Below are 23855 nucleotides of genomic sequence, written 5' to 3' on the forward strand. Positions count from 1 at the left end.
TTGAATAATTGATTATGATGAATAGCAAACAGCGGTTTATAGGGCTTAGCTGGCGGCTCTATGGGATGATAGTGTTGTCAGGTATATTGTTGAGTTGTACAAAGGCCAAATCACAAAATGAGCCGCCTGCTCCCGAGCCACCTAAAAAGGTAACTGAATACCGCAACCCTGTATTCACACCTATACTGGCAGATCCAACAGTAGTTAAGGATCCGGGATCTGATTATTATTATGCTTATGGTACGGAAGATTTCTGGCATACTGATAACAAAAATCATCTGGTGGCTATTGTTCGATCGAAGGATTTAATCAATTGGACTTATGTAAGTGATGCTTTCACCGCCAAACCATCATGGAAGTCGGCCGGTGGTATATGGGCTCCGGATGTTGCCATCGTGAATGGTAAATATCATTTGTATTATTCTTATTCAACATGGGGCGATGCTAATCCGGGAGTCGGTTTAGCTATCTCCTCTTATCCGGCCGGGCCATTTATTGATGCGGGAAAACTGTTTCTCTCTTCAGAGATTGGTGTTCCTAATTCTATCGATCCATTCTATTGCGAAGAGAGCGGAAAGAAATACCTGTTCTGGGGAAGTTATAATTCTTCTGCAACCCAGGGTACTTATGGTGTAGAACTGACTGGAGATGGAAGAAGTGTAAAAGACCCGGCTCAAAAAGTTAAAATAGCTGCAGGAGATTTCGAAGCAGTAAACCTTTTTAAGAAAGATGGGTATTATTATTTTTTCGGATCTAAAAATAATTGTTGTGATGGAGCCGCCAGTGTATACCAGGTTCGTGTTGGCAGGTCACAAAATTTAATGGGACCTTATGTTGATAAAGCCGGTAAAGCCCTGACAGAACGCGGAAATGGTACATTGGTGTTACAAAGAAACCAGAAATTTTCCGGACCTGGACACAATGCACGCTTGATAACTGATAAAAAGAACCAGGATTGGATGCTTTATCATGCAATGGATGTTGATCGTGCCATGATCGGTACAGTAAACCAGCGAGCATTACTGCTTGATAAAATAAACTGGAGTGCAGACGGCTGGCCTATTGTGAACGACGGAACGCCATCAACCAGTAAAATGCTAATGCCTGAGTTGTAATGCAGAGCTCAGTATACGATCCTATTTTAAAATGAGCCGGCTGTAAGTTTAAAATATGGTACAAAAAGTGTAATTTTTGAAACAAATTTTAACTGCATAGTAGTACGTAGCTATTAAGTTTGCCATATTTAGATTTATTGCCATTGTTCACTAAAAATTAATTATGCGAATTCTATTTTCATGCCTGGCTGTAGTTGTCTTGTCTGTTGCAGCTAATGCTCAGAGTGCCTGGAAAATTGTACCGGGTAAACCCCAAACGCCTTGGGTGGCAGATGTTAATCCTGTAAAACCTTTGCCTGAATATCCCAGGCCACAGTTAAAAAGAGCCAACTGGCAAAACTGGAACGGCTTATGGAAGTACGCGATTACGGCAGCATCTGAGCAAAATATTCCCACTTCGTTTCAGGGTGATATTTTAGTGCCCTACCCGGTTGAGTCTGCCTTGTCGGGTGTAGGGAAAACAGTGGGTAAAGATCAGGCGCTTTGGTATAGTACCAGTATTGCCCTCTCTAAGCCATCGGGAACGAACCAGGTAATATTGAATTTTGGCGCAGTAGACTGGCAGTGCGATGTTTTTGTGAATGGTAAAAAAGTAGGACGACATGAGGGCGGCTTTGATCCTTTTTCTTTCAATATTACCAGCTACCTGGGTAAGGGAAAACAACAGGCAATAGCCTTGCGTGTTTGGGATCCCACCGACGATGGTCCTCAGCCAAGAGGTAAGCAGGTGAAAAAGCCGGAGGGTATCTGGTATACCCCGGTAACAGGTATCTGGCAAACGGTTTGGACTGAAGTACTGCCGGCTACTCATATTGCATCGACCAAGCATACACCAGATGTAGACGCAAGCCAGCTTCGCGTATCAGCCCGTATTGAAGGAGCTCAGGCAGGAGATATTGTGAAATTTGTTGCTTTGGATGGTACACAGCCAATAGGAGAGGTTACTGTTCCTTCAGGTGTTGATGCTGATATAAAAATAGAAAATGCAAAATTGTGGTCACCTGCGTCTCCTTATTTATACAATCTGAAAGTGTATTTATACAGGGCTGGTAAACAAATTGATTATGCCGAAAGCTATTTCGCTATGCGCAAGTCTTCTCTTGTAAAAGATGCTGCGGGCATTAACCGTATGGCTTTGAACAATAAGATAATGTTTCAGTATGGTCCGTTGGACCAGGGATGGTGGCCTGACGGTTTGTTTACAGCTCCTACTGATAAAGCCCTTCTGTTTGATATTGTCAAAACAAAGGAAATGGGCTTTAATATGATCCGTAAGCATATTAAGCTGGAACCAGCCCGCTGGTATTACTATTGCGATAGTGTAGGGATATTGGTTTGGCAGGACATGCCAAGTGGCGACCTGGGCGGCAATCATTGGGATATGCGTTCGGGACAGGTATCTGGGCAAAACCGCGACAAACAACGCAGTGCAGAATCAGAAGGATATTACAGGAAAGAGTGGAAAGCTATCATGGATGCAGCGCATAACTTTCCTTCTATAGTTTCCTGGGTGCCGTTTAATGAGGCATGGGGGCAATTTAAAACGAAGGAAATAACAGAATGGACCATGAAGTATGATCCATCCCGTTTGGTAAACAGTGCCAGCGGAGGAAACTTCTTCTACACCGGCCATATATTAGATATTCATCATTATCCCGACCCCCAGATGCCCGATCCTGAAGTGTTTGGCAAAAGCGGACAAGCTTTGGTATTGGGCGAGTTTGGCGGTTTTGGTTTACCGGTAGATGGCCATACCTGGCAGGATAAAAATAATTGGGGATACCAGAGCTTTAAGAATAAAGAAGAGCTGCTGCAGCGTTATACGAGGTCTATGAATGATTTGAAAAAGTTAATCCCCTTAGGCTTATCCGCTGCAGTATATACACAAACCACTGATGTAGAAATTGAAACCAATGGCATTCTTACTTATGACCGCAAGGTAATGAAGATGCCGGAGCAAACTTTAAAACAATTGCACCAACAGTTGTATGACGTAACAGTAAAATAATAGTCATCATTAATTGTGAACAATATGAGACCGTATAAGTCAATCATAACTGGAGGAGTGTTTTTGTTTTGTTTAGGCAATGGCTTTGCACAGGTGAGCAAAGCTGTTGCGCAAACGGTAAGCGAAGTACAAAAGCCGGATAATAGTCATACGAATCAATTTTACATCTCTAATAAAAAACCGCTTCAGCAGCTGTATTTTATAAAGCTGCCTGTTGGAACTATACAGCCACAGGGATGGCTGAAAAAATACCTGGATTTACAACGCGATGGTCTTACCGGGCAATTGGGGGAGATCAGTGCCTGGCTGGCAAAAAAAGATAATGCCTGGCTAAGTACAGACGGTAAGGGAGATCATGGTTGGGAAGAAGTGCCGTACTGGTTAAAGGGCTATGCCAACCTGGGTTATATCTTAAAGGATAAGAAAATTATTGATGAATCCCGCACCTGGTTAGAAGCAACATTGAGCAGTCAGCGCGCTGACGGATACTTTGGGCCAATGATCCTGAGGAATGGCAAACCAGACCTCTGGGGTAATATGATCATGCTTTGGTGCCTGCAATCCTATTACGATTACAGCAACGATCAAAGGGTATTGCCTTTTATGGAAAACTATTTTCGCTGGCAATATAATTTGCCCGATAGTATGCTGTTAAAAGATTATTGGGAGAACAGCCGCGGTGGAGATAATATGCTAAGTGTATACTGGTTGTATAACCGTACTAAAGGTGACAAACTATGGTTGCTTGACCTGGCCGCTAAATTGCATCGCAATACAGCTAACTGGAAACAGAAAGGCCAATTGCCCAACTGGCATAATGTAAATATCGCGCAGGGGTTTCGCGAGCCTGCTACTTACTACCTGCAAACGGGTAACCGCGAAGACTGGGATGCCACTTATAACGTGTTTAACCTGATACGTGAACGCTTCGGTAACGTACCAGGCGGAATGTTTGGAGCAGATGAAAACGCAAGAAAGGGATATGCTGATCCGCGTCAGGGTGTGGAAACCTGTGGCATGGTAGAGCAGATGGCCTCCAATGAAATATTGCTGGGTATTACAGGTGATCCCTTCTGGGCCGATCATACCGAGAATGTAGCATTCAACACTTATCCCGCGGCAGTAATGCCCGACTTCAAAGCCTTACGCTATATTACAAGCCCCAATATGTCGATCAGTGATAGTAAAAATCACCATCCGGGAATTGATAACAGTGGTCCTTTTGTAATGATGAACCCATTTAGCTCCCGTTGTTGCCAGCATAATCATGCGCAGGGATGGCCTTATTATGCCGAGCATGTTTTTATGGCCACCCCCGATAACGGCCTTGCTGCGATGCTGTACAGCGAAGCGGTTGTAAAAGCCAAAGTAGGAAACGGAACCGAAGTGAGTATTACATCAAAAGGGCATTATCCCTTTGATGAAACCATAGGCTTTACATTAACGATGCCGAAGAACACAAGCTTTCCTTTTTATGTAAGAATTCCTGAATGGTGTGCCCATGCTCAGTTGAAGATCAATGGAGTAGTAGTAAACCAAGATCCTTCACCATCCTCCTATGTAAGAATAGACCGACTTTGGAAAAGCGGGGATAAAGTTGAATTAGCATTGCCCATGCAATTGAAAGTCGATACCTGGACTTCCAATAAGAATAGCGTTAGTGTTAATCGGGGCCCTTTAACTTATTCGCTGAAAATTAAAGAGCAATATGAAAAAATGGATAGCAGGAAATCTGCTATTGGTGACTCTAAATGGCAGGAGTCTGCTGACCCGGATAAATGGCCATCTTTTGAAATATTGCCGGCATCTGCCTGGAACTATGGACTGTCTTACAAAGGGAAAGACCCGGCGATGTTCTTCAAAGTAGTAAAGAAAAACTGGCCGGTTAATGATTTTCCTTTTACACAGGATGCAGTTCCCATCAGTATTACAACAAAAGGAAAGCAGATTGATAGCTGGAAAATTGATCAATACGGTTTAACAGATACATTACCACAAAGCCCGGTAAAGGTTAGTAACAAAGAGGAAATAATTGAATTAATACCCATGGGCGCAGCGAGGTTGAGGATTGCTGCTTTTCCTGTAGTACAGTGATGTTGAAATAAATGACTCAAACGAAAGAAATATGAATATGAAAAAAATAGTTTTTTATTTAGCCATGCTGTGGCTGCTGTCATTGTATGCTTGCAGCGATGCCGGGAACGACAATGCTACTGCAACTAATAGCGAAACCACGATGGCAGAAAAATGGTCTGCCGAAAAAGCCAACCAATGGTATGCAGAACAGCCCTGGTATGTGGGCGCTAATTTTCTACCTAGTTCTGCTATTAACCAGCTGGAAATGTGGCAGGGGGAAACCTTCGACACGACCACTATAGAGAGAGAATTGGCATGGGCTGAAGCTCTTGGTATGAACATTATGCGGGTATACCTGCATGACCTGGCATGGAAAAATGATGAGCAGGGTTTTTATGATCGCATTGATAAATTTTTATCTATGGCAGACAGGCATGGTATTAAAATATTGCTGACCATTTTTGATTCCTGCTGGGATCCTTTTCCCAAGGCAGGACAACAACGTGCACCACAACCTTATGTTCATAATTCGGGATGGGTGCAAAGCCCTGGTCAGCTTATTTTAAAGGATTCAACACAGTATCCTGCATTGGAGAAATATGTAAAAGCAATAGTTGGAAAATTTGCCAATGATAAAAGGATCGTTCTGTGGGATGTATGGAATGAACCTGATAATATGACGGGCCCTTCTTACGAAAAACTGGAAGTACCCAATAAAGTTGAACTGGTTTTGCCACTGCTGAAAAAAACGTTTGAGTGGGCAAGAGCTGCTAATCCAAGCCAGCCGTTGACCTCAGGTATATGGGCCGGAAACTGGGAAAGTGACAGCACTTTAAAACCTATTGAAAAATTACAGATTGAAGAATCGGATGTGGTTTCTTTCCATTGCTACGATGATTCTGTTACACTGGCAAAAAAAATCAATGAGCTGAAGCGCTATAACAGGCCATTGTTCTGTACAGAGTATATGGCAAGGCCTAATAAAAGCACTTTCCAGAGTTCCTTACCGGTAGCTAAGCAGAACAAAGTGGCGATGATCAACTGGGGATTTGTAGATGGTAAATCCCAGACTATTTATCCATGGGATAGCTGGACAAAGAAATATACATCAGAACCTCCGCTTTGGTTTCATGATATTTTTAGAAAAGATGGAACACCTTATAAACAGGATGAGGTAGATTTCATAAAAAAGATGACAGGAAAATTATAGTAGTGGTATAAATAAGGGAGAGAGATGTTATATACAGGAAGAAGTGTTTTTTTGTTTCTTATGGCTTTGATGCTATTAGGAGCTCTGTTTAATCCGTCTTATGGACAAGAGGAAAATGAAAACAATCCATTGTTGGCAGATCCCTCCATTTTTTTTGATAAAGGTGTTTACTACCTGTATGGTACCGGAGGAGGAAAAGGAGACAGTGATGGCTTCAAAGTATATACATCCACTGATCAACAGGTATGGAAGGAGGAAGGATATGCGCTAAAGCGTGGAGAGAGTTATGGTACAAAGGGGTTTTGGGCGCCACAGGTATTTAAGTATAAAGGGAAATATTACATGGCCTATACCGCTGATGAGCATATAGCGATAGCTGTGGCCGATCATCCAGCCGGTCCTTTCCGTCAACAGCAAATAGCGCCATTGGAAGCGCCGGTTAAAATTATAGACCCCTTTGTATGGATGGATCCTTCAGGTGTAATCTATCTTTATCATGTAAGATTACAAAAAGGGAACCGCATTTTTGTTGCGGAAATGAATACATCATTAACAGCTATGAATGAATTGACCCTTAAAGAATGCATCAACGCTACAGAGCATTGGGAAGATACCCAGCAGGTTCCCTGGAAAGTAACAGAAGGTCCTACTGTACTAAAGCATAAAGGGCTGTATTATATGATCTATTCGGCTAATGATTTTCGTAATCCGGATTATGCAATAGGCTATGCCACTGCAAAAACTCCGGTAGGGCCATGGACTAAGTTCAAAGGAAATCCTATTATATCCACTCAAAACACAAAGAAGAATGGAACTGGCCATGGTGATGTGTTTGCCGGCAAACAAGGCGAAATGGGATATGTGTTCCATACACATAACAGCTCAACAAAAGTAGGCCCCCGTAAAACAGCATTGATGCATATCAGGTTTGTTCAACAAAAAAGAGCTGCAGACAAACTGGTAGCCGATTCCGCAACATTCAGATTTTTAAACAAATAATTCTTTCAAACAACAACAGGTTTTAGATGATGAGGATAATTGCTTTATTTTTCGTGACGCTGTTTTTTGCAGGATGTTCCTCCACCAGGGTCAAACAACCGGCTGAAACCTTTATTAACCCGGTACTGCCATCCGGTGCTGATCCTTATAGTTTCTATAAAGACGGTTATTACTATTATACGCACAGCGCACAAAACAAGCTTATTTTATGGAAGACCAAAAGTATAGCTGAACTTAAAAATGCGGAAAAGAAAGTGGTATGGACACCGCCGCCCCATACCGCGTACTCCAAAGAATTATGGGCGCCCCAGATCCATTTTATCAATGGCAAGTGGTATATGTACTTTGCTGCAGATGATGGCAATAACTATAACCACAGGATGTACGTTATAGAAAATGCATCACCGGATCCTATGCAGGGCCAATGGGAGTTTAAAGGTAAAGTGGCCGATGCTACTAATAAGTGGGCGATTGATGCTGATGTATTCGAGCATAAGGGCCGGTTATATATGATATGGTCTGGCTGGGAAGGCAATGAAAACGGACAGCAGAATATTTATATTGCCCGTATGAAAAATCCATGGACAATAGAAAGCGAACGGGTTAAAATCTCGAGTCCGAAATTAAAATGGGAAACACATGGCCGTTTGCCGGGACAAACGCCTGACCAGGTGAATGTAAACGAAGGGCCACAGTTTTTAAAGCATAAAGACAAGATCTTTATTATTTATTCTGCCAGTGGTTGCTGGACAGATCATTATACATTAGGGATGTTGTCAACATCAGCTGATGCTGACCTGCTCAATGCTACCAGCTGGAAGAAACATCCGGAGCCTGTATTCCAGGCTGAACCAGGCAGTGGTGTTTATGCAGCCGGGCATAACTCATTCTTTAAGTCACCTGATGGTAAAGAAGACTGGATACTCTATCATGCTAATTCCGAACCCGGACAGGGCTGTGGCGGACATCGCTCTCCAAGGGCACAAAAATTTACATGGAGGAAGGATGGTACGCCTGATTTTGGTAAACCGTTAAGCACTACACAAAGCCTGGTCGTTCCCTCCAAAAAATAATAAAAATTTTATTGATATTCTTACCCATCTGCCTTTAAAAAGTAGATGGTTTTTTTTTGTCTGATAGTCAATCATCCATGTATATACTTCTAAAAAAGTTTAAAAAGTTGACCCGTGTTATCGTTTAGCGCCATCATGAAAGATAGTCGTCTGAACGTCAAAGCGGTATATTTTTTGCATTCTATTAACGGTTGTGACATGATCTTGATAGCAGTATAAGGGCTATCGTTACAACAATGCTTGCTATAACATTTGTCTGGATAGAATAAATGTATACCTGGCTGGTTTATAAAGATTGCATTCGCTGTACCAGGTACATCTGCAATTAATTATACATGAGAATTTTTTAAACCACTCATAATTATTATCTATGGAGAGAAGAACTCAACGGCCTCCTAAAGGCCTTATTTTTAGGTTAGGTAGCAAAATCGTTTTTTCGATTTTATCCTTTTTGATTATCAGTCAGTTAACTGCGTCGGCTCAACAACCTGTTACTGTAACAGGGGTGGTGGCGTCTTCAACGGGTGATCCTATACCTGCTGCCACTGTTATGGAGAAAGGAACTAATGTAGCAACGGTGTCTGATGACCAGGGCAAGTTTTCAATTGCAGTTTCTAATGCCAATGGAGTACTGGTTATTAGTTCTGTAGGATATGCCAGCCGCGAACTGCCGTTAAACGGGCGTACAGCACTGGACACCATTAAATTATCTCCGGCTTCAACAGAAACCAATCTTGAAGAAGTGGTGGTAGTAGGGTATGGTACCATGCGCAAATCGGACCTGACAGGTTCTATTTCCACTGCAAAGGGAAGCGATATCATTAAGGGACAATCATTCAACGCATTGGAAGGCCTGAAAGGCCGGGCAGCTGGGGTGAATATCTTTTCCAACACGGGTCAGCCGGGCGGGGAAATGCGCGTGATCATCAGGGGGCTTGCTACCATTAATGCTTCAGCCAATCCATTGTATGTTGTGGATGGGGTGGTAATGCAAAATTTCCAGTTTCTGAACCCTAATGATATTGAATCTATAGAAGTGTTGAAAGATGCATCTTCGGCGGCTATTTACGGGGCGCGTGGTGCTAATGGTGTTGTGCTGGTAACTACCAAGCGTGGTGCCACGGGTGCTAAAAAAGCACAGGTGTCTTACGCCGGTTCCATATCTGTAGGAAAAATGGCAAGGTATATTGACGTGATGGATGCCAATGAATGGATGGCTACCTTTAAGCAGGGACTGGAAAATGCAAACGCCTGGCAGGGGAGAAACTATACTACCGATCTCTCTAAAATATTTACCGATCCCTATTTGTTCAACTCCGATGGTTCTCCAAAGTTCAATACCAACTGGCAGAAGGAAGCTTCACGTACAGCTGTTTCTCATAACCACCAGTTAAATATTCAGCGGAGCATGGATAAAGCATCCATTGGCGCATTTTTGAACTATACAGATCAGCAGGGGATTTTGCTCAACTCTTATTTTAAAAGATTGAACGCAAAACTGGCTTACGATGATAAACCAACCGATTGGTTATCCACAGGAGTTAACCTGTTGGTGAATCATACATGGGGTAACCGTACCTCGGATAACCCTTATGGACAGGGCGCTTTGCGTACTATGATAGAACAGTTGCCGTTTTTGCCCGTTAAACTGGCCGATGGTACCTATGCACAAACCAATAATATAGGCACTACCGCCATCCCTGTTAATCAAAATAATCCGGGAGGGGCCACCCAGGGTTTTCAGCCCGAAGGTGTTGGTAATCCTGTTGAATTGTTGAACCGCATGGAAGCCATGCAATATAGAACACAGATATTCGGTAATGCTGCCCTTACGTTTCATTTGGCCAAGGACCTCGAATTGAAAACCCAGTTCGGTGTCGATTATCAGATTAACAGGGCAACCAACTATATTCCGTTTACGCCGCGACCCCTTATTAATCAGAACTCTGAGGGATCGGCTTCTGCATCGAGCGCGTCAACCTTTTATTGGCAGGAGGAAACTTATCTTACCTATAAAAAGCGTATAGACAGGCATTCTATTAATGCCATGTTAGGTTTGTCATGGCAGGAAAATTTGTACAACTATTTTTCCTCATCTGACAGCAAGTTTGTCGATGATTATTTCGGGTTCTACAATATGGGCCGGGGAACCAACCGCCCTACCGTAGGTAGCGATTATGATAAATGGGCTATGAATTCTTATTTTTTCAGGGGCGCCTACTCTTATGATAACAAGTACATGGCTACTATAACAGGTCGTTATGATGGCTCCTCTAAATTCGGACCTAACTCTAAGTATGGTTTTTCCCCTCGGTAGGTTTAGGCTGGCTCATCTCGAACGAGGAGTTTATGAAAAATTCCGAAACATTGAGCCGTTTGAAGATACATTCTTCTATTGGTGCAACCGGTAATTCTGAGATCGGTACTTATGCTTCCCTGGCTCGTGTGGGACAATCCAATACCATTATCGGTGAAGCCCTACGTGTCGTATCTTATTTAAGTAATATGCCCAACCCCGATTTAAGATGGGAGCGCACTACTCAATGGGATGCAGGTATAGATATGGGCTTGTTTAATAACCGCTTAAACCTGGAGCTTTCTTACTATTACAAAAATACGAAGGACCTTCTGCTCAGTCGTCCGCTTCCACCATCAGTTGGCTTTTCCAGTGTAACTCAAAACGTAGGAGCGGTTTCCAATCGTGGTGTTGATATCCTGCTTACCGCATACCCGGTTCAAAACGATAATTTCCAATGGACATCAACGGTTAATATGAGCTATAATAAAAGCCGTGTGGAAAAGCTGGATGAAAATGCATCCATCGATCCGATCACCGGTAAAAGGCAAATCACAACCGACGGTTTCGTAGGGTACGATATATTGATTCGTGAAGGAGACGAGCTTTCTGCTTTCTACGGATATAAGCGTGCGGGTATATATGACGGGGTTCCCGGCAACTGGGATGCGCAAACCATGAACATACCCGGCCTTATTGGTGAAAAAGTTACTTATAAGGATCGCCAGGTAATTGGTCATGGCTTACCACGGTGGACCGGTTCTTTTATCAATACACTTAATTATAAAGGGTTTGATCTGACTGCTGATTTACAGTTTACCTGGGGTGTACAGGTGATGCAGGAGTTCTTTCACTCAACCGAAGGACGTTTCCTGACGAGCGGAATTGACCGCCTTTACCAGGAAGCATGGCATCCTACACTGAATCCAGATGGTAAAGCACAGGCGATCCGTTTAGCAAACTTCGGTATGGGTAGTAATGCAAATGCAGACGATACCTGGGTTGCCGATGGCTCTTATTTGCGCGGTAACCTGTTTCAATTAGGTTATACGTTTACAACGAATGCTGTAAAAAGAATGGGCTTTTCGGCTTTACGCATATATGCGAATGCTAATAATGCCTTTTTAATTACTTCATCGGATTACTTAGGCTATGACCCTGATAACTCTTCCCGCCTGGGAGACAATAAATGGGGCGCTAATCGCCAGTTTTTCACTTATCCTCGTCCACGTACTTTCACTTTCGGTGTTAATGTAACTTTTTAACCGTGAATTAAATTATTATGCTCATGAAAAGATCTAAAATATATATAGCTGCATTTTGCATTATTGCTAATTCAACATTGCTGAGCTCCTGTACCAAATTTCTGGAGGAAGATCCGCTTGATACTAAAATCAGCAGTCAGTTCTGGAAAACGTCAGCTGACGCGGAGTCTGCGGTAAACGGGCTCTACTTTGGAGGCGTGCCCTACCTGAACAATATAGACGTAGATGGTGGCTGGACGCCCAAAGCCACCATGTGGGGTGGCATTATGTCCGGATTGTTTGTTGACAAACGGAAGGACAGGACATTTACCAATGCATCCGAAAATAGCACTTATAACATTGAATCGTTTAATCCAACCGCCCAAAAAATATGGGCTGAATATTATATCGGGATTTCAAGGGCTAATTTCGTTATTACCAACATTCCTACTATGGAAGGCATACTGGACGCCGCCAAAATAAACAACTATGTAGCCCAGGGTAAGTTTTTCAGGGCACTGGCCTACTTTGCTCTTGTAAAAGATTTCGGAGATGCGCCGCTGATAGATGCGCCCTTTACTTCTACAGAGGGTATTTATAAAGAGCGTACGCCTGCAGCAGATATTTACAGATTTATCGAGCAGGATTTGCTCAGTATTACGGAAGGAGATGCATTGCCTAACAAAGCGTTTTATGCGAATGGCGCCTACGTAACCAAACCACTTGCACAGTCTTTGCTGGCTCAGGTGTATTTGCAATGGGCAGGAGCGCCGCTTAATGGAGGTGCAGCGTATTATACCAAAGCTGCTGAAATGGCTCAAAAGGTAATAAGCGGTGGTCAGCATGCGCTCATTGACGCTGCAGGAACTACAAATGGAAGTAACTCAGCGTTTAATGTTATAAAAACAACGAAGTCATCTAACGAAATTATTTACGCCAAGGAGTATAACATGACGAGCTACAATGTAGGCAATTCCTATCCGGCGCGCTCTATAGGGGCGGAAGCATTTCAGTGGAAAGATGCGGCCAATAATAATGTTTTCCGACCGGCCGGAGATGTGATGTATAATGCCTATTTACCTGCCAATGTTTTGCTTGATAGTTATGCTCCTTCCGACATCCGCAGCATGGAGAAGCAGTTCTTTTTCCGTAACTATACTGATGCCACAGGAGTAGCGCACACACTCAATAATGTGGGCAACTGGTTATGGTTCGATGAAGCATCACTGAAAAGCGGGAGGGATGGCGACTACAACATTCCAATGATCCGCTTTGCAGAAATATTACTGATTGCCGCTGAGGGCCTTGCACGAACCGGAAAGGAGGGTGAAGGAAGAGTATTCCTGAACCAGGTGCGTAAACGTGCCGGCCTCGCCGATGAAGCAGCCAGTGGTGACGCGCTCATTCAATCTATACTCACAGAACGGTTTCATGAGTTCCCGTTGGAGTTTAAAATTTGGGACGATATTCGACGCACCCGTCTTTACCCTGAAGCAGATGGTGCAAAATCGGGTAAGCTGAGATGGGTACCGCTTGCTTCGGCTGCTATTCAGAACAAACCTGAAGGCACTACAAAAAACGGTGCAATACCTGAATATGCTTTGCTATGGCCCGTCCCTTTAAATGAAATGCAGGCTAATCCCGCGTTGAAAAATCAAAACCCGGGATGGAATTAGAAAAGTAAAAACATGGAGTCAAGCATGTACAAAAATGCCGCCCGTAGAAAAGGCGGCATTTTTGTATTAAATGTTTTGGAAAATGATTATGGAAATATACCCAACTCCGCATAAGTGGTAGCTACTTTATTAATAGCCACTACATACGCTGCTGTACGCATATCAGGTATATTATCGTTGTTCTTCCATTCGCTCATAATCTCTCTTGTAGCAGTGATCATGGTTTCCTCAAGGCCACTGTACACCAGGTCAATTTCATCCGCCCCGTGTTTGATCAGCGAGCGGTTTTTATCATCTACTCTTTTACCGGTCAATTCTTCAATTTCCTGTAAAATTCTTTCGTTCATGGTTTCGTTGAATCTTTTCTCCATCCGGCCATACCGAACATGGCTCAGGTTTTTCAGCCATTCGAAATAAGAAACCGTTACACCACCCGCGTTCAGGTACATATCCGGTACTACCAGCGCTCCTTTCGCTAAAAGGATCTCGTCTGCATCAGGTGTTAACGGACCGTTGGCGGCTTCACCAATGATCTTTGCTTTCACCCTGGGTGCATTTTCTTTGGTGATCACCTGTTCTAACGCAGCAGGTATCAGAATGTCACAATCCAGTTCCAATGCCGCACTGTTATTTTCAAGGTTGATGGCGCCCGGGAAATCTAAGATCGATCCTGTTCTTTTTCTGTGTTCAACCAATGCTTCCACATCAATACCGTCAGGTTTTGAAATGGAGCCTTCAAACTCAGCAATACCAACAATAATAGCTCCCGCTTCACTAAAAAATTTTGCTGAATGGTAGCCCACGTTACCCAATCCCTGTACCACAATTCTTTTACCTTCCACGCCGGGAGTTAAGCCGCGCTTGAGCATTTCCTCTTCCATAGAGCACACTTCCTTCAGGCCATAAAAAACACCTAAACCGGTTGCTTCTTTTCTACCTCTTACACCACCCTGTGAAACGGGTTTGCCGGTAACACAACCTGCTGCATCAATTTCGTGCGGATGCATTGCTGCATAGGTATCCACGATCCAGGCCATTTCTCTTTCCCCTGTTCCGTAATCCGGCGCAGGCACATCAACCGCGGGACCAATAAAATTCTTTTTAATTAACTCCGACGTATACCGGCGGGTTATTTTTTCCAATTCATAAGGGGTATACTTTTTAGGGTCGATCTTTATACCACCCTTTCCACCGCCAAAAGGTACATTTACAATGGCGCATTTATAAGTCATCAAAGCTGCAAGTGCCATCACCTCGTCCTGCGTAACCGCCATAGAAAAGCGGATACCACCTTTACAAGGCGTTTTGTGGTGAGAGTGTTGTACCCGGTAGGCCTCAATTACTTCAATGCTGCCATCTTCTTTTTTTACAGGAAAACGCATACGGTATACTGCGTTACAGGCGCTTATTTGCTCAAGCAAACCTTTGTCCCATTTGGTAAATTCTGCCGCTTTACTAAAACTTTTTTTTACGGCATCAAAAAAGCTGTTGTCATCGTTATGCATAGATATAGGATTTTCAATGTTTTGGCAAAATAGAAATTAATCCTTATTAGCAAGGTTAATAAAACACTTATTTTGTTAACCGGCAATAAATCTATATTACCGGCATATCGGTATAATCTGGCAGACACAGCAACAATCATTCATTGGTTCCGGCAATCAACGGCGCCAACGACATACGGCAAAGCAAACAAAAATAAGCAGGAGCGAAGGTTACTCGTTAGTATTACCTTCTTCCAGCTTTTTTACCTTTTTTTCAATTCTTACCAAATAAAGGATCAAACCAATAAGAATAATAAGAATAACGGCAATTACAACATAGATCCTGCCACTGCTGTACATCAGGTTTTCTTTGGCCTGCGCATTAGCCAACAAAGGAAGCAGGAATAAAACGAACATCAAAAACTTCATTGCCATCTTTATTTAATAAAATTTCTTTCTTTTACGTAGTTGAATCTTATTTTAAGCGTTGCAATCCATACGCCCAGCAAAGACCAGCCTATAAATGCCGGATACTGGATCATACGCATGGCCGGACTTGAATCTTTAAAATTCAACGCAGGATTTCCTTCCTGCCCCGGGTGCAAACTTGGCAACAGCCTGGGCACCACCATAATAGTAGGAAACAGCATCGCAAAAGCAAAAATATTGTATACAGCGCTGATCCGCGCTTTTTGATCAATATCCTGGATAGAGCTTCTTAAAATGAAATAGGCAAAATAGATCAGTAACGCTACGGCCGTACCTATTAATTTAGGTTCGCGGGCAACCGCGCTAAAAGAATCAAAAGCAGGGTTATTGGGATCGGCCCAGGTATAACTGGCCCAAACCGCACCGGTGGCATAACCTAAAAGTCCGAATACAATACCTACAGAGGCGTATTGATTAGCCGCAATATCGTTCTTTAAATTATTTTTGCTTAAGTAACGTATAGAGTGTACCAGTGAACAGGTAAACAATACAAACATGGCCGCCCACATGCCCACATGGTAAAAAACGTTACGGATGGTTTCTCCCAGTACCGGCAGGTTGGGTATATTTACCAATAAACCACCTACCACGGCATATACCAGTAATAGCACACAGAGAATTTTCCACCATGCTTTCCTCATACTAAAAAACCAATTTTAACTGATAAACGCAAAAGTAAGTGGAAAGTTTATAATGTTTAAGGATAATCTCAACAGGATATGCCTGGTTTGCAAAACATTAATCCCTCCATAAAAAAGGAAAAAGGATAACGGACAAAAGTCCTACAAGAAAGTCAAGGGCAATGAGAAGCAATACATCGCTCCATTCAAAACCTTGTGTAGTGCTAAACGCTGCGGCAGACAATTTCATCAGCAGCATTAGTTGCGGTACAATAAGGGGAAAGCCCAGGACAGCCATAATAGCGGCATTTTGCCTAGCTTTTGCAGCAATGGCGGCTAAAAAAGTAAATACCATACTCAGGCTGAACCCGCCCAATAAACTTAACCCGATAAAAGGAAGCATTTTTTGAACCGGGTTGCCGATAAACGCAAAGAACAGTACCAGGCTAATCAGGGTCATTAGCAACATCAGCAGGCTATTAAACAGCAATTTAGCCACCATAAAATGCGCCGGGGACGAGATCGTATAAAAATAAAGCATGCGCGCCCTGCTTTCCTGCATAAAGCTTTTAGCTACGGCATTTATACAAATAAACAGTTGTATTACCCAAAACAAACCATTCCAGATCTCTTTTTCGGGCTCCTGTATAGCCAGGAATAATACAAAAATGGTAGCGCCCATATATAACAATATGCCATAAAAGCTATATTGCTGGCGTACTTCCAGCACTAATTCTTTTTTAAATAAGGTAAGGACTGGTTTCAAATCACTGTTCTTTTTTCTCATTATAACATACACGGCAACGGGGTTCGTAGGCATCCATTGCTCCCAGCATCACCTGGTCGTCGTCCGGGATTTTACGATAAGAGTAATTGGCAATATTGCCACATTTTACACAAATAGCATGGAGCTTGGTAACATAATCGGCTTTAGCCATAATAAAAGGCATTTGCCCAAACGGCTTACCTGTAAAATCCATGTCGAGCCCGGCAACAATCACCCTGATGCCATGGTAAGCCAGCTTATCGCACACTTCGGGTAAGCCATCATCAAAGAACTGGGCTTCATCTATGCCGATCACATCAGCATCCTGGGCCATTAATAATATCTTCTGCGAGTTATCTATCGGGGTAGAATGAATGGCATTGGTGTCATGAGACACAATATTTAACTCATCATACCTGGTATCTATTGCCGGTTTAAAAATCTCCACTTTAAGATTGGCAAATTTCACGCGTTTCAGGCGGCGAATCAACTCCTCTGTTTTGCCACTAAACATGGAACCACAGATCACTTCAATCCAGCCACGCCGCTCTCCGCTTAAATTGGGTTCAATAAACATTGTTAATATTTATACATTTTATCTGCCTGCACAATATTTAGGGTTGGTTGGCGTATTATTTAAAATTTCTCAAAAGTAGCATGTCTGTGTGATGATTAGCTGTATTTTTTAGGTTTATGGGAAGTTTGCAACATATAAGCGCTGCACTTTATATTTCCCTTAGATCGAAATAAGAAATTAACAGGTATTGTTTTTGCGGAGTAGTATCAATATGCCGACGCTTCATGTGTGACGATTCAGGTGATGTTCCCGGACAATTCTGATATTTATATATACTGCTGCTGGTGTTAATAAAAAATGACAATGGAAAGAATCAGAAGTTTGATTGAAAAAATAAACATGCAATTTGCTCAAAAAGTACCATTAAGTCAATTGCTGAGTACGGTGCAAATGCTGCAAAATGAGATAGCCGGAACCATGCGGGAGGTAGATGTATTAGGAACCAGTGGTATTTCAGTGATCGTTCCCAATGCCAAGCCCATGCCGGGCAGCACGGTTACCGTAAATCATCAGGAGCAGGTAAAGCCGGAAAATGAAGAAAAAGAATATTATGAATTGGTAGTAGAAGGGACTGAAGAGGAAGAAAATTTACCGGAGTCTGCTGCGCAGATACCCAGCTACGAAGAATTAATAAAATTACAACAGCAGTTGAAGACATCTGAGGGTCAGGCTACGCTTAGTTTTAGCGATAGCGATGAGTTTGCAGATGATATGCCTACTTTATCCCGGCAAAACAGGACAGGAGGATCTAAAGCAGCAAAACAGGCTGCTACGCCCAAGGCGGGTAGAAATGCGATTAAAGACCTGAATAAAGCTATTACAGCCCAGGACCGGCTTGCCTTTGTAAGAGAGCTTTTCAGGGGAGATGAAGTTATGTTTGAACGTAGTATCAAGACGATCAATAATTTCAGCTCTCTGACTGAAGCAGAATATTGGATAGAAAGAGAATTGAAAACCAAGAATGGCTGGATGTCCGGCCATACCGTAACCAGCCAGTTTGAACAACTGCTTAAAAGGCGGTTTTCTTAAGCCAGCTCACGATAAGGCTGGTTGCTCCGGTATTAGACGCAACAAATTCGCCTGCATTACGGCTGTATTCCATTAATTGCTCCTTATTATTAAGGAGGGATTGAGTCAATTCTATCAATTCTGTATCAGTTGTATAACCGAAGGCAGCTTTATTTTTTATTAAGCTGATAGCTTCAGCAAATTTCTGGTAATTAGGGCCAAATAAAACCGGTCTACCATAAACCGCTGCCTCGAGCGTGTTATGAATGCCCGATTTATTAAAGCCACCACCAATATAACTAACCAGGCTATAATAGTACAGTTTGGAAAGCATACCAATATTATCGATGATCAATACGCGGCTGGTTGAGATGCCATTATTGACCTTAAGAAGCTCTGAATAGAACGCTGCTTCTCTAAAAGTATCTTTTAGAAAGCCAAGGTGAGTGTCGGTAATTTCATGAGGAGCGATAATCAAAGCAAGATCTGCCTGGGCTTCCATCAGCTTTTTCAGCATCAATTCATCTTCGGGCCAGGTGCTGCCGGCTACCAGTATCTTTTTATTGGTAATGAATTGCTCGATTAATGGAAGCGGCTCAAAGCTATCCGCGATGGTTTTAACGCGATCGAAGCGGGTGTCGCCAGCCAGTGAAACCTTTTCTGCAGGAACGATGGTAGTAATTCGCTCATAGCTTTCAGGGTTTTGTACAAATAGATGATGGAAATAGTTGGCCATTTTTCGATGTACACTACCATACCATTTAAAAAACGGGGCATTTTCCCTGAAAATGGCGGAGATGAGTAGGACGGGTATATTTTTTTGGTGTAATTGATAGAGATAATGGTACCAGTATTCGTACTTAACAAAGATCGATAGCGAGGGTTTCACGATATTGATAAATTGCTGAGCATTAGCCCTTGTATCCAGCGGCAGATAAAACACCCAGTCAACACCGGTATAGTTTTTCCTTATTTCATAGCCCGAGGGGGAGAAAAAGGTAAGCAATAACCTGTGTTGCGGGTATTGCTGTCTTAATTCCTCCAACACCGGCCGTCCCTGCTCAAATTCTCCCAGGGAAGCGCAGTGCATCCAGATTATTTTTTCTCCGCTACCAACAGCATTTTGCAATTTGCTGAAAATGTCTCTTCTTCCTTCCAGCCAGAGTTTCGCCTTTTTATTGAACAGGGAAGCGATCAAAATGGCCAATTGATACAGCCTTACGGAAATATTGTACATTAAAACATCCACTGGTTTGCCTTTTCGCAAATGTAAAAGCAATCTATAATATTGCTTTTTATTTTATTACTTTTGCCCCCTTAAATTGAACCCTATGCGTCCTATCCAGATGGTTGATACCCGCAGCCAGTATCTTAAAATTAAGAATGAAGTTGATAATGCAGTGTTGGAAGTACTGGATAGTAGCGCCTTTATCAATGGTCCGGCTGTAAAGGAGTTCTCAAAAAACCTGGCAAGCTACCTCGATGTTAAGCATGTAATTCCTTGCGCCAATGGTACCGACGCTTTGCAGATCGCATTAATGGCCTTGGGCCTGCAGCCTGGAGATGAGGTAATTACACCGTCTTTTACGTTTATTGCCACTACAGAAGTGGTGGCTTTGCTGCAACTCAAACCTGTGTTTGTTGAAGTGGATCAACATACTTTTTGCGTGGATATTCATGAGTTAGAAAGTAAGATTACGCCTAAAACCAAGGTGATTCTCCCGGTACACCTGTATGGCCAGGCTGCAAATATGGAAGCCATCATGGCTATTGCTGAAAAGCATAATTTATATGTGGTAGAAGATAATGCGCAGGCCATCGGCGCTGATTTTACCTTTCTGGATGGTACGGTGAAAAAAACGGGTACGATCGGGCATATAGGATGTACTTCTTTTTATCCCAGTAAAAACCTGGGTGCTTTTGGAGACGGAGGTGCTATATGTACCAACGATGACGAGCTGGCAGCTCAAATGCAAATGATAGCTAACCATGGCCAAAGCAAGAGATATTATCATGATGTGGTGGGCTGTAACAGCCGGTTAGATAGTGTGCAGGCTGCTATCTTAAATATTAAATTAAAGCATTTGGATGTTTATAATGAAGCCCGTCAGACAGTGGCAGCCTATTACAATAAAGCATTTAGCAACAGTAATAAACTATTAGTTCCTGCAAAGGCTGATTTTGCCAGCCACGTCTACCATCAGTATACTTTGCTTCTTAATGGAGTGGACAGGGAAGGACTGGTAGCTTTTTTAGCTGAAAGGAAAATTCCTGCGATGATCTATTATCCCGTTCCCGGGCATAAACAAAAAATGTTTGCTCATTTTAATACGCAAAACCAGGAGTTACCTATAACCGACTGGTTAACAGAAAGGGTGGTTTCTCTTCCTATTCATACTGAAATGGATGAGGAGCAGCTCGCCTATATTACCAGTGCTGTACTGGAATTTGTAAATCAATAATCCCGGCATGTACACCAACCTGGTAATAAAAAAAGCCAAGCTGGCGGTAATCGGCCTGGGGTATGTAGGATTACCCATTGCGCTTGCATTTGCCAAAAAGCTTTCTGTTATTGGTTTTGATATCAATGAAGAACGGCTCGATCTGATGCGGCGGGGAGTTGATCCCAGTAAAGAACTCGACGCATCAGCCTTTGAAAATACCGATATCCTTTTTACCAGCTCGGTTGAGGTACTAAAAGAAGCCAGCTTTTATATTGTTGCCGTTCCAACGCCGGTTGATGACAAAAATATTCCTGATCTGCGTTTGATTATTAAAGCCTCTGAAACTGTTGGCCAGGTGATGACAGCAGGGAATTATGTGGTGTTTGAATCTACGGTTTACCCCGGTTGTACGGAGGAAGAATGTTTACCGGTTATTGAAAAAGTATCCGGGTTAAATAACGGTATTGATTTTAAATCGGGCTACTCACCCGAAAGGATCAATCCGGGCGACAAGGTACATACCTTAAATAATATCATTAAAATAGTTTCCGGCTGCGATCCGGAAGCATTGGATGAGATCGCAAAAGTATATGAGTTAGTAGTAGAAGCCGGCGTATTCAGGGCTTCTTCTATTAAAGTAGCAGAGGCCGCCAAAATTGTGGAGAATACCCAGCGTGATCTGAATATCGCTTTCATGAATGAGCTGTCGGTGATTTTCGACAAGCTGAACATTAATACGTTTGAAGTATTGGAGGCGGCCGGCACCAAATGGAACTTTTTAAAATTTCAGCCGGGACTTGTGGGCGGGCACTGCACCGGTGTAGATCCTTATTACCTGGCCTATAAAGCCAGCCGGATGGATTATAAAGCTCAATTAATATTGGCGGCTCGTCATATCAACGATACTATGGCCAAGTATGTAGCTGAGAAAATAGTAAAGCATATTATTAAATCGGGTATCAATGTAGGACAGGCTAAAGTATTGATAAAGGGAGCCACTTTTAAAGAAAATGTAAGTGATATCAGGAACAGTAAGGTTGCTGATATCGTGAAGGCGCTACAGGAGTTTTCGGTGCTGGTAGATGTGGAAGATCCTTATGCCACATCCGAAGAATTAAAGAGAGCGTATAATATTGAATTGAAAGAAGGGGTTTCCGGTGATTACGATGCCGTAGTAATTGCAGTACCACATAAAGAGTATTTATTGCTCAACGACGACTATTTTTGCAGCATTACCAGGCCAACTGCCCTTATCGCAGATTTGAAAGGTATTTATCGAAATAAAATTTTAAACAGAAAATACTATAGTTTATAATGCCATTTACAGCAACACCTCTGGACGGATTATTGATTTTTGAGCCCCGGGTTTTTGAAGATAGCCGCGGTTATTTCTTTGAAGCCTATAATCAGTCGGTATTTGAGGCAGAAGGATTGCAGTACAATTTTGTACAGGACAACCAGTCTTTTTCGAGCTATGGTGTTGTAAGGGGGTTACATTACCAGCAAAACCCGCATGCACAATGTAAACTGGTTCGTGCTTTAGCAGGCAGGATACTGGATGTAGCAGTTGATATCCGGAAAAACTCCGCTACCTATGGTCAGGTCTTTTCGTTAGAACTGACAGCCGAAAACAAGAAGCAGTTGCTGATTCCGGCTGGTTTTGCTCATGGGTTTTCTGTACTAAGCGAAACCGCGGTAGTCATGTATAAATGTGATGCGCTTTACAATAAAGAAAGCGAAGGAGGCATTATTTACAATGATCCTGAATTAGCGATAGATTGGCAGTTGCCCGAAGGTGCGGCCGTTGTTTCTGATAAAGACCTGGTATTACCTTCTTTAAAAGAGTGTAAGAACAATTTCTAAATTATTTATGGCGCAAAAAACAATACTGGTTACCGGGTCCAACGGACAATTGGGTTCAGATATAAAAGCTTTGGCAGGTCAATTCCCTGATTTCAATTTCCTGTTCACAGATAGGTCGACACTTTCTATAACGGATGAAGCAGCCATAAACCGTTTTTTTGCAGAGCATCAACCCGATTTTTGCGTCAATTGTGCAGCCTATACGGCAGTGGATAAAGCAGAAGATGTTGCTGAATTGAGTAATGTACAGGCGCTGAATGCCGATGCGGTAGGATATCTCGCCAGGGCCTGCGCTGTACATAATACCAAATTGATCCAGGTTTCTACAGATTATGTTTTTGACGGAAACGGTACCGAGCCTTACAAAGAGACAGATGCCACACAACCTGTAAGTGTGTATGGTAACACTAAATTAGAGGGGGAGAAGCTGGCAGCAGCGTTTACCGATGCCATCATCATTCGTACGGCCTGGGTATATTCTACCTTTGGAAAGAACTTTGTAAAAACCATGATCCGCCTGATGAACGAAAAGCCACAGATCAGTATAGTTAGCGATCAATATGGTTCACCAACCTATGCGGCAGATCTGGCCGCCGCCATTATGCATATTATCAGCTCGGGCAACTGGGCACCGGGTATTTATCATTATACCAACGAGGGACGCATTAACTGGCATGAGTTTGCCCTTGCTATTAAAGAACTCATACACTCGGAGTGTGAAGTAAAAGCTATTCCTACTATTCAATATCCTACCCCGGCTAAACGGCCCTCCTGGAGTGTGCTGGACAAAACTAAAATAAAAGAAACCTACCAGCTGGTAATTCCCGACTGGAAGGCCAGCCTGGAACTTTGCATCGGAAAAATGCAATAATACCAACAATACGATAGCTTTGTTGTTTACTTAATA

General features: G+C 42.7%; 20 protein-coding genes. 14 read left to right on the plus strand and 6 right to left on the minus strand.

Translation table 11 applies throughout. From position 1 onward, the window contains the following. The first annotated feature begins 14 nt into the window (after positions 1-14). The 9 genes from ACLOAU_RS13850 (at position 15) to ACLOAU_RS13890 (ending at position 13697) form a co-directional block, all read left to right on the plus strand. The gene (locus ACLOAU_RS13850) at positions 15-1115 is read left to right on the plus strand and encodes a family 43 glycosylhydrolase (RefSeq protein WP_427862463.1); all 1101 of its coding nucleotides are present in this window, start codon (positions 15-17) and stop codon (positions 1113-1115) included. A gap of 163 nt (positions 1116-1278) precedes the next feature. Further along, entirely contained in the window at positions 1279-3123 is a 1845-nt protein-coding gene (locus ACLOAU_RS13855; protein WP_427862464.1) for a glycoside hydrolase family 2 protein, read from the plus strand. A gap of 24 nt (positions 3124-3147) precedes the next feature. Further along, complete coding sequence (locus ACLOAU_RS13860) at positions 3148-5217, plus strand: beta-L-arabinofuranosidase domain-containing protein (RefSeq protein ID WP_427862465.1); 2070 nt, start codon at positions 3148-3150, stop codon at positions 5215-5217. Between the two features lie 37 nt (positions 5218-5254). After that, positions 5255-6409 carry a glycoside hydrolase 5 family protein gene (locus ACLOAU_RS13865; protein ID WP_427862466.1) on the plus strand — a complete coding sequence of 385 codons (1155 nt, stop codon included), beginning with the start codon at positions 5255-5257 and terminating at the stop codon, positions 6407-6409. 60 nt (positions 6410-6469) lie between these two features. Beyond that, positions 6470-7408 carry a glycoside hydrolase family 43 protein gene (locus ACLOAU_RS13870; RefSeq protein WP_427862467.1) on the plus strand — a complete coding sequence of 313 codons (939 nt, stop codon included), beginning with the start codon at positions 6470-6472 and terminating at the stop codon, positions 7406-7408. A gap of 26 nt (positions 7409-7434) precedes the next feature. Beyond that, positions 7435-8481 (plus strand): glycoside hydrolase family 43 protein, encoded by a 1047-nt coding sequence (locus ACLOAU_RS13875; protein WP_427862468.1) that lies wholly within the window; start codon positions 7435-7437, stop codon positions 8479-8481. A 370-nt stretch (positions 8482-8851) separates the two neighbouring features. Continuing rightward, positions 8852-10798, plus strand: coding sequence for a SusC/RagA family TonB-linked outer membrane protein (locus ACLOAU_RS13880; RefSeq protein ID WP_427862469.1), 1947 nt, complete (start codon positions 8852-8854; stop codon positions 10796-10798). Between the two features lie 32 nt (positions 10799-10830). Continuing rightward, entirely contained in the window at positions 10831-12042 is a 1212-nt protein-coding gene (locus ACLOAU_RS13885) for a TonB-dependent receptor domain-containing protein (protein ID WP_427862470.1), read from the plus strand. 23 nt (positions 12043-12065) lie between these two features. Then, positions 12066-13697 carry a RagB/SusD family nutrient uptake outer membrane protein gene (locus ACLOAU_RS13890; RefSeq protein ID WP_427862471.1) on the plus strand — a complete coding sequence of 544 codons (1632 nt, stop codon included), beginning with the start codon at positions 12066-12068 and terminating at the stop codon, positions 13695-13697. Between the two features lie 86 nt (positions 13698-13783). Here the strand turns inward: ACLOAU_RS13890 and ACLOAU_RS13895 are convergent, their stop codons facing one another. From ACLOAU_RS13895 to ACLOAU_RS13915, 5 genes are all read right to left on the minus strand, one after another. Continuing rightward, positions 13784-15202: a Glu/Leu/Phe/Val family dehydrogenase gene (locus ACLOAU_RS13895; RefSeq protein ID WP_427862472.1), complete on the minus strand. Its 1419-nt coding sequence runs from the start codon at positions 15200-15202 to the stop codon at positions 13784-13786. A gap of 210 nt (positions 15203-15412) precedes the next feature. Next, a complete protein-coding gene (locus tag ACLOAU_RS13900) occupies positions 15413-15610 on the minus strand; it encodes a CcmD family protein (RefSeq protein WP_427862473.1) in 198 nt (65 codons plus the stop codon). 8 nt (positions 15611-15618) lie between these two features. Further along, entirely contained in the window at positions 15619-16311 is a 693-nt protein-coding gene (locus ACLOAU_RS13905; RefSeq protein ID WP_427862474.1) for an ABC transporter permease, read from the minus strand. A gap of 97 nt (positions 16312-16408) precedes the next feature. After that, a complete protein-coding gene (locus tag ACLOAU_RS13910) occupies positions 16409-17056 on the minus strand; it encodes a heme exporter protein CcmB (RefSeq protein WP_427862475.1) in 648 nt (215 codons plus the stop codon). Between the two features lies 1 nt (position 17057). After that, a complete protein-coding gene (locus ACLOAU_RS13915; RefSeq protein ID WP_427862476.1) occupies positions 17058-17633 on the minus strand; it encodes a thymidine kinase in 576 nt (191 codons plus the stop codon). A gap of 303 nt (positions 17634-17936) precedes the next feature. Here ACLOAU_RS13915 and ACLOAU_RS13920 point away from each other — a divergent pair, with 303 nt between their 5' ends. Continuing rightward, the gene (locus tag ACLOAU_RS13920) at positions 17937-18662 is read left to right on the plus strand and encodes a DUF8457 domain-containing protein (protein ID WP_427862477.1); all 726 of its coding nucleotides are present in this window, start codon (positions 17937-17939) and stop codon (positions 18660-18662) included. Here the strand turns inward: ACLOAU_RS13920 and ACLOAU_RS13925 are convergent. Next, positions 18643-19878 (minus strand): 3-deoxy-D-manno-octulosonic acid transferase, encoded by a 1236-nt coding sequence (locus ACLOAU_RS13925; RefSeq protein ID WP_427862478.1) that lies wholly within the window; start codon positions 19876-19878, stop codon positions 18643-18645. The genes ACLOAU_RS13920 and ACLOAU_RS13925 overlap by 20 nt on opposite strands. A 94-nt stretch (positions 19879-19972) precedes the next feature. Between ACLOAU_RS13925 and ACLOAU_RS13930 the strand changes: the two genes are divergently transcribed. From ACLOAU_RS13930 to rfbD, 4 genes are read left to right on the plus strand one after another with little or no spacing between them, the layout of a single operon-like run. Then, on the plus strand, positions 19973-21103 hold the full coding sequence (locus tag ACLOAU_RS13930) for a DegT/DnrJ/EryC1/StrS family aminotransferase (RefSeq protein ID WP_427862479.1): 1131 nt from the start codon (positions 19973-19975) through the stop codon (positions 21101-21103). Positions 21104-21110: 7 nt separating this feature from the next. After that, entirely contained in the window at positions 21111-22400 is a 1290-nt protein-coding gene (locus ACLOAU_RS13935) for a nucleotide sugar dehydrogenase (RefSeq protein ID WP_427862480.1), read from the plus strand. Then, on the plus strand, positions 22400-22948 hold the full coding sequence (rfbC, locus tag ACLOAU_RS13940) for a dTDP-4-dehydrorhamnose 3,5-epimerase (RefSeq protein ID WP_427862481.1): 549 nt from the start codon (positions 22400-22402) through the stop codon (positions 22946-22948). The genes ACLOAU_RS13935 and rfbC overlap by 1 nt, the downstream gene beginning before the upstream one ends. A 7-nt stretch (positions 22949-22955) precedes the next feature. After that, a complete protein-coding gene (rfbD, locus tag ACLOAU_RS13945) occupies positions 22956-23819 on the plus strand; it encodes a dTDP-4-dehydrorhamnose reductase (protein ID WP_427862482.1) in 864 nt (287 codons plus the stop codon). Positions 23820-23855 lie beyond the last annotated feature (36 nt).

The sequence above is a fragment of the Paraniabella aurantiaca genome (assembly GCF_050309965.1).
Lineage (GTDB): Bacteria > Bacteroidota > Bacteroidia > Chitinophagales > Chitinophagaceae > Niabella.

Coding starts and splice junctions, on each gene's coding strand:
- ACLOAU_RS13850 (WP_427862463.1), top strand. CDS start 15: ATGATGAATAGCAAACAGCGGTTTATAGGGCTTAGCTGGCGGCTCTAT.
- ACLOAU_RS13855 (WP_427862464.1), top strand. CDS start 1,279: ATGCGAATTCTATTTTCATGCCTGGCTGTAGTTGTCTTGTCTGTTGCA.
- ACLOAU_RS13860 (WP_427862465.1), top strand. CDS start 3,148: ATGAGACCGTATAAGTCAATCATAACTGGAGGAGTGTTTTTGTTTTGT.
- ACLOAU_RS13865 (WP_427862466.1), top strand. CDS start 5,255: ATGAAAAAAATAGTTTTTTATTTAGCCATGCTGTGGCTGCTGTCATTG.
- ACLOAU_RS13870 (WP_427862467.1), top strand. CDS start 6,470: ATGGCTTTGATGCTATTAGGAGCTCTGTTTAATCCGTCTTATGGACAA.
- ACLOAU_RS13875 (WP_427862468.1), top strand. CDS start 7,435: ATGATGAGGATAATTGCTTTATTTTTCGTGACGCTGTTTTTTGCAGGA.
- ACLOAU_RS13880 (WP_427862469.1), top strand. CDS start 8,852: ATGGAGAGAAGAACTCAACGGCCTCCTAAAGGCCTTATTTTTAGGTTA.
- ACLOAU_RS13885 (WP_427862470.1), top strand. CDS start 10,831: ATGAAAAATTCCGAAACATTGAGCCGTTTGAAGATACATTCTTCTATT.
- ACLOAU_RS13890 (WP_427862471.1), top strand. CDS start 12,066: ATGAAAAGATCTAAAATATATATAGCTGCATTTTGCATTATTGCTAAT.
- ACLOAU_RS13895 (WP_427862472.1), bottom strand. CDS start 15,202: ATGCATAACGATGACAACAGCTTTTTTGATGCCGTAAAAAAAAGTTTT.
- ACLOAU_RS13900 (WP_427862473.1), bottom strand. CDS start 15,610: ATGAAGTTTTTGATGTTCGTTTTATTCCTGCTTCCTTTGTTGGCTAAT.
- ACLOAU_RS13905 (WP_427862474.1), bottom strand. CDS start 16,311: ATGAGGAAAGCATGGTGGAAAATTCTCTGTGTGCTATTACTGGTATAT.
- ACLOAU_RS13915 (WP_427862476.1), bottom strand. CDS start 17,633: ATGTTTATTGAACCCAATTTAAGCGGAGAGCGGCGTGGCTGGATTGAA.
- ACLOAU_RS13920 (WP_427862477.1), top strand. CDS start 17,937: ATGGAAAGAATCAGAAGTTTGATTGAAAAAATAAACATGCAATTTGCT.
- ACLOAU_RS13925 (WP_427862478.1), bottom strand. CDS start 19,878: ATGTACAATATTTCCGTAAGGCTGTATCAATTGGCCATTTTGATCGCT.
- ACLOAU_RS13930 (WP_427862479.1), top strand. CDS start 19,973: ATGCGTCCTATCCAGATGGTTGATACCCGCAGCCAGTATCTTAAAATT.
- ACLOAU_RS13935 (WP_427862480.1), top strand. CDS start 21,111: ATGTACACCAACCTGGTAATAAAAAAAGCCAAGCTGGCGGTAATCGGC.
- rfbC (WP_427862481.1), top strand. CDS start 22,400: ATGCCATTTACAGCAACACCTCTGGACGGATTATTGATTTTTGAGCCC.
- rfbD (WP_427862482.1), top strand. CDS start 22,956: ATGGCGCAAAAAACAATACTGGTTACCGGGTCCAACGGACAATTGGGT.